Here is a 5,512-nt window from a genome sequence, read left to right on the forward strand (position 1 = left end):
CAGTGCGGCCGGCTCGTGCTCGCCGAGTGACCACTGCGCGACATGACCGGACGTGGACGTACCGCACCTGCGACAGGACCGCACCTGCGACAGGACCGCACCTGCGACAGGACCGCACCCACGACAGGACCGCACCCACGACAGGACCGGACCCACGACAGGACCGGACCCGAGCAGCCACGCGACACGGACGTGCGGCCGCAGAAGTCGTATGCCGCTCACTGCGGGACACTGGGCCGGTGACCTCGCTGACCCCAACCTTCCGTGAAGCCCTGCCCGTGTCCGGTCGTTCGGCGGTCACGCCGTTCCAGGTCATGGACGTCCTCGACCGGGTCGCCGTGCTGCGTGCTCAGGGCAGGGACGTCATCTCGCTCTGCGCCGGCGAACCCTCGGGTGGCGCGCCCTCGCTCGTGTCGCAGGCCGCGGCGCAGCTGCACGCCTCGGGCCGACCCCTGACCTACACGTCGGCGCTCGGCATCCACGAGCTGCGTCGCGAGATCGCCGGGCACTACCACCGGTGGTACGGCCTCGAGGTCGACCCGGCGCGGGTCGCGGTCACGACGGGCTCGTCGGGTGGCTTCGTCCTGGCCTTCCTCGCCGCGTTCGACGCGGGGGACCGGGTCGCGCTGGCCAGACCGGGATACCCGGCCTACCGGAACATCCTCGCGGCGCTCGGCTGCGAGGTCGTCGACATCGACTGCGGCCCGCAGGTGCGCTACCAGCCGACGCCGGAGCTGCTCGAGACGGCGCACCGCGAGGCACCGCTTGCGGGGGTCATCCTCGCCTCACCCGCGAACCCGACCGGGACGATGGTCGACCGGGCCGAGCTGACGGCGATCACCGGCTGGTGCCAGGCCAACCGGGTGCGCCTGATCAGCGACGAGATCTACCACGGCGTGACGTACCCGGATCCTGGAGCCGCCGACCCGCGTGGCGTCAGCGCCTGGGAGCTGGACGATTCTGCCGTCGTCGTCTCGTCGTTCAGCAAGTACTGGGGCATGACCGGCTGGCGGCTCGGCTGGCTGCTGCTGCCCGAGGAGCTGGTCCGGCCGGTCGACGCCCTCGCCGGCAACGTCGCCCTGTGCCCGCCGGCCCCGGCCCAGTTTGCCGCGGTCGCCGCCTTCGCCGAGGAGTCGTACCGCGAGTGCGAGGCCGCCGTCGAGGAGTTCGCCCGGACCCGGAAGCTGCTGCTCGACAATGCGGCCCGGCTCGGGTGGGGCGAGGCGGCCCCGGCGGACGGCGCGTTCTACTACTACGCCGACCTCGGGAGCCGGCTCGAGCGCTTCGGCGCCTCGGCGGCATACGCGTCGGCCCTGCTCGAGGACGGGGGCGTGGCCGTCACGCCGGGGCTCGACTTCGACGAGCGGAACGGCGCTCGGTGCGTGCGGCTCAGCTTCGCGGCCGGCAGCACGGCGGTCGCCGAGGCGATCGACCGGGTCGAGGCATTCCAGTCCCGCTGACGAATCCCGCGAACGGCCGGCTCGACGCCGCCCCCATCGGGGGGCGGCCCGAGCCGAGCTGGTCGGGGTCCACCGTTGGTTCTCCGAATGCTGTTGGCCAGAAGGGCTGGTGGTCGCCCTGCTGCGGCTTACCCGGGGCTGATGGCGGCACCCGCTTCGCAGAGGTGCTCGTGGTGGCTACGCCCCGCCCCCTGTTGATCGCTGCCCCGGCGGCTTTCGTCGGTGGAATGAGCCGCGCCGCACGCACCCGCGCCGCACGCACCGGGACCATCGTCAACGGCGGGGCGATGGGGTCGTTGGAGACGGCGCCTCGATGAGGACAGATGTGCGCCGTTCGACATTGCGAGGTAACATGACAATACCCCGCCGGGTATAAAGTAGTCGATTGCGCGGGGCCCACCCGGCGCGCCCGAGCCGGGGCGCGCCGCAGGCGCCAGGAGGTGCGGACATGACCAGCACGGCTGTCTCGGCCCCACGGCCGACCGTGCCCCACTGGCGTTCGGTGCTGGCCGTAGTGGCTCACCCGGACGACGAGTCCTTCGGGCTCGGAGCCGTGCTGGATGCCCTCGCACGGTCCGGGTCGAGCGTGTCGGTGCTGTGCTTCACCCACGGCGAGGCCTCCACCGTCCGCGGCGTCTCCGGCGACCTGGCCACAGTCAGAGCCGCAGAGCTGCAGGCTGCCGCGGCAGTTCTCGGGGTGGCCTCGGCACAACTGAGAGACCACCCGGACGGCTCCCTGGACGCCGTCCAGCGGCAGACCCTGGTTGAGGACGTCTCGCAGGTGGCCACGGCGGCGGGGGCCTGCGGGCTGGTCGTCTTCGACCCCAACGGGATCACCGGACACCCGGACCACGTCGCCGCCACTACCGCGGCACTGGAAGCGGCCGACACGCTCGGCCTTCCGGTGCTCGGCTGGACCCTGCCACACGCGGTCGCCGATCAGCTCAACGAGGAGTACAACGCGGGTTTCATCGGCCGCGAGGCCGAGCCCGGTGACCTCCTGCTACCGGTGGACCGAGTCCGTCAGCGGGCGGCCAGCGCCGAGCACAGCAGCCAGGCGGTGCCCACCAGTGTGCTGTGGCGCAGGCTCGAGCTGCTGGGTGACCTGGAGCACCTGCGTTGGCTGCGTGGCGCCCCCGACGCGGCACCGTGCACCCCGCCCGGCCCGGCCTCGTACCAGGTCGGCCGGACTGCACAACCGGAACCTGCGGCCGAAGGCGCCACGAGACGCATCGAGCACCGCGGCGACGACCAGTTCGCCATCGCGATCCGCGACGATGTGCTGACCATCGACCGACCCGAGCAGACGGGCGGACAGAACGTGGGCTCGACCCCGGCCGAGCGGTTCGTGGCACCACTGCCTCACCGGTTGTCCGGACATCCGGATCACCCTCGCCTGAGAACACGACCCCGATGAGCTGCCCACCGGTCACCGCACCCACCGACCACGACCGGCTCCGGTTGGGGCTGATGAACGCCGGCCTGCGGCTTCGCGACGCGGTCCAGACCTCGACCACGTTCGAGGCTGCCCGCGCCGAGCTGACCCGCTACTGCTTGTTCGAGGTGCTGCCCCACCTCGAGCAGGACGAGGCTTGGCTGACCCGAGCCGAACAGTGCCCGGCCGCCAGGCCCCTGGCGCAGGCCATGCGGGCCGAGACCCGAGTCATCACCGCCGCGATCCTCGAGCTGCAGGACAGCGACGCGCCGTGCGAGGTCGTTGCCGTCACTCGCGTGCTGCACACGCTCCTGGCCCTGCACGAGGACCACCAACAGCGCCTCGTCACGGCGATCGCCGCAACGAAGTGAGCCAGGAGGACAGTCGCCGCCACCGGCCTCGCGACCGTATGGCGCTGCGCATGGCGCTGCCGACCCAAGACTTTCGGGCCGGCCGGAACGGCGGCCGCTCGAGCCGGATGAGCTCGGCGACGACACGGGGAGCTTCGCGGCCGCCTCGCCCTCCGGCTCGACTACAGCGAGGCTGACGAGACCGAGACCTCCAGGTGATCAAACCCTCAGCGGGTGATCCTCGGCGGTTGGCGCCGCCGGACCGGCCCGGAGCTCGGCGCCCTCACCCGGCTCGAGCTCGGCGCCCTCACCCGGCTCGAGCTCGGCGCCCTCACCCGGCTCGAGCTCGGCCCGGCTCCGCTCGCGGCGCATCGCACCCCGCAGGCGCCACGCTGCGTAGACCGCAAACAGGCTGATCGCGATGTGCAGCACGAGGAACCCGTTGTCCAGCCCCGCACCGAGCAGGACCCCGGCCACCATCGGACCGACCGCGAAGAACACCGTCTGCAGCGCGGCGAACAGGCCCAGCGTCTGCCCGACCATGCCGCGCGGCGCGAGTGCGGCGGTGAGCGGGTTGAGGATCGGGGCGTACATCGTCTCGCCGACCGCGAAGATCCCGAACGTCATCACGAACAGGGCCGAGGCGATCCCCGGCTGGAGCTGGGCCGTCGACAGGATGACCCAGGCAAGGGTCCAGATCCCACCCACGGCCATGAGCAGGGTCGGGGCGCTGCGGTGCGCGGTGAGCCGGACGATGACGACCTGCAGCACGACGATGACGATCGAGTTGACCGCCGCGGCCGTGCCGATCGTCTGCGCGTCCACCTGGAGCACGGTGAGCGCGTAGGCCGGCAGACCCGCCTCGAACTGGGCGTAGAACGCGAGGGCCAGCGCCACGGTGATGACCGCGACCCAGCGCAGGGCAGGCCTGGCGAAGATGGCCCGCATCGCCTCACGAGGCGTCGCCGTGGCTGCGGCACGGCTCTCGAGTCCGTTGTCGGGGTGGTTGCCGGCGCCGATCCCCGCCCCCCAGATCATCGCCGAAGACACCGCGAATCCCGCTGCGGCCAGGAGGAACCCGATGTCGAGGCCGTTCGGCGCACCGAGGTCGACGAGGCGCCCGGCGGCATACGCTCCGAGGGCGATGCCGACCGCCTCGCCGGTGAACTTGTAGGCGAAGGTCTTGCGCCGGTCTTCGAGAGCGACCCACCGCAGGACGAGGACCTGCTTGGCCGGGACCGCGGCGGTCAGGCCCAGGCCGAAGACGAACATCCCGGCCAGGAAGGTCGCCGGCGAGTCGGACAGGGCCAGGCTGGCGACGCCCGCCGCGCCGAGCAGCTGGGCGAGCACGGCAACGCGGACCGGGTCGAACCGGTCGCTGAGCCGCCCCGCCACCGGTGCAGCGACGAGCGCGCCGACCGAGAACAGGGAGGCGGCTGCCGCAGCAGCGAGCGAGCCCCACCCGCGGGTGTCAGCGACATACGCGTACTGGTACGGCAGGACGGCGCCCCAGCCCAACATGCCGATGGACGAGGCGAGGATGAGCAGCTTTGCGCGCATGACGAATTCACACCCTTTCTGGGAGTCGACGGTGAACGGGTCGCCTCGAGCAAGAAGGGTTCGATGCCGAAGTTCGACATCGAAACATTAACATGTGAAGGGTCGTGCCACAATTCCACGCATGGCAGCGAAGCCAAGGAGCCTGACGGAGCGGCACCGGAAGGCAGTGGCCTCCTACGTCGCGGCGGGCGGCGAGGAGACCGTCCAACGAGTCATCACCGCGATCTACGCCGTCACCAAACGGCTCGACCAGTGGTACTCCCGGCAGCTGGCCGACCTCGACCTCACCCAGGGGGAGTGGGCCGTCCTGACCGGACTCGCCACCGCCCGCGACGAGTGCCTGACGCCGTCGCAGCTCGCGGATGCGACCAGCGTCGCGCCCTCCTCGATGACCCACCGCCTCGACAAGATGGCGGCACGCGGCCTCGTCGCGCGCCGGCCCGACCCCACGAACCGCACCCGTACCCTCGTCTCGCTCACCCACGACGGGTGGGAGCTGTTCAGCCACTCGACCCGCGAGTCGAACGTGGTCGAGAGCGAGACCCTGCGCGATCTCGACGACGGCGAGCGGGTCGAGCTTGCGCGCCTGCTCGAGGTCGTCATCACCGGGCTCGACGAGACCGTCGAGTCTCCCGGCACGCGTCGGTCGTGACGGGTGTGAGTCGTGGTCGTGTCGGTCCGTGAGTTTGTGCAGGTCGTTCCCTACT

5 protein-coding genes are annotated in these 5,512 nt (G+C 71.4%); 4 read left to right on the forward strand and 1 reads right to left on the reverse strand.

What is annotated here, in order from left to right:
* The first annotated feature begins 314 nt into the window (after window positions 1-314).
* From L0H79_RS20215 to L0H79_RS20225, 3 genes are all read left to right on the forward strand, one after another.
* A complete protein-coding gene (locus L0H79_RS20215; RefSeq protein ID WP_301486442.1) occupies window positions 315-1,460 on the forward strand; it encodes an aminotransferase class I/II-fold pyridoxal phosphate-dependent enzyme in 1,146 nt (381 codons plus the stop codon).
* Window positions 1,461-1,908: 448 nt separating this feature from the next.
* Window positions 1,909-2,877, forward strand: a complete 969-nt coding sequence (locus L0H79_RS20220) for a PIG-L family deacetylase (protein WP_301486438.1) — start codon at window positions 1,909-1,911, stop codon at window positions 2,875-2,877.
* Window positions 2,874-3,266, forward strand: coding sequence for a hypothetical protein (locus L0H79_RS20225; protein WP_301486439.1), 393 nt, complete (start codon window positions 2,874-2,876; stop codon window positions 3,264-3,266). Before L0H79_RS20220 ends, L0H79_RS20225 begins: the two co-directional genes overlap by 4 nt.
* A gap of 198 nt (window positions 3,267-3,464) precedes the next feature.
* Here L0H79_RS20225 and L0H79_RS20230 read toward each other — a convergent pair whose 3' ends face one another.
* Window positions 3,465-4,805, reverse strand: coding sequence for an MFS transporter (locus L0H79_RS20230; protein ID WP_301486440.1), 1,341 nt, complete (start codon window positions 4,803-4,805; stop codon window positions 3,465-3,467).
* A 121-nt stretch (window positions 4,806-4,926) separates the two neighbouring features.
* On the opposite strand from L0H79_RS20230, the gene L0H79_RS20235 reads away from it, so the two are divergent.
* Window positions 4,927-5,457: a MarR family winged helix-turn-helix transcriptional regulator gene (locus L0H79_RS20235; RefSeq protein WP_301486441.1), complete on the forward strand. Its 531-nt coding sequence runs from the start codon at window positions 4,927-4,929 to the stop codon at window positions 5,455-5,457.
* Window positions 5,458-5,512 lie beyond the last annotated feature (55 nt).

This window comes from Intrasporangium sp. (assembly GCF_030452765.1).
Taxonomy (GTDB): Bacteria; Actinomycetota; Actinomycetes; order Actinomycetales; family Dermatophilaceae; genus Intrasporangium_A.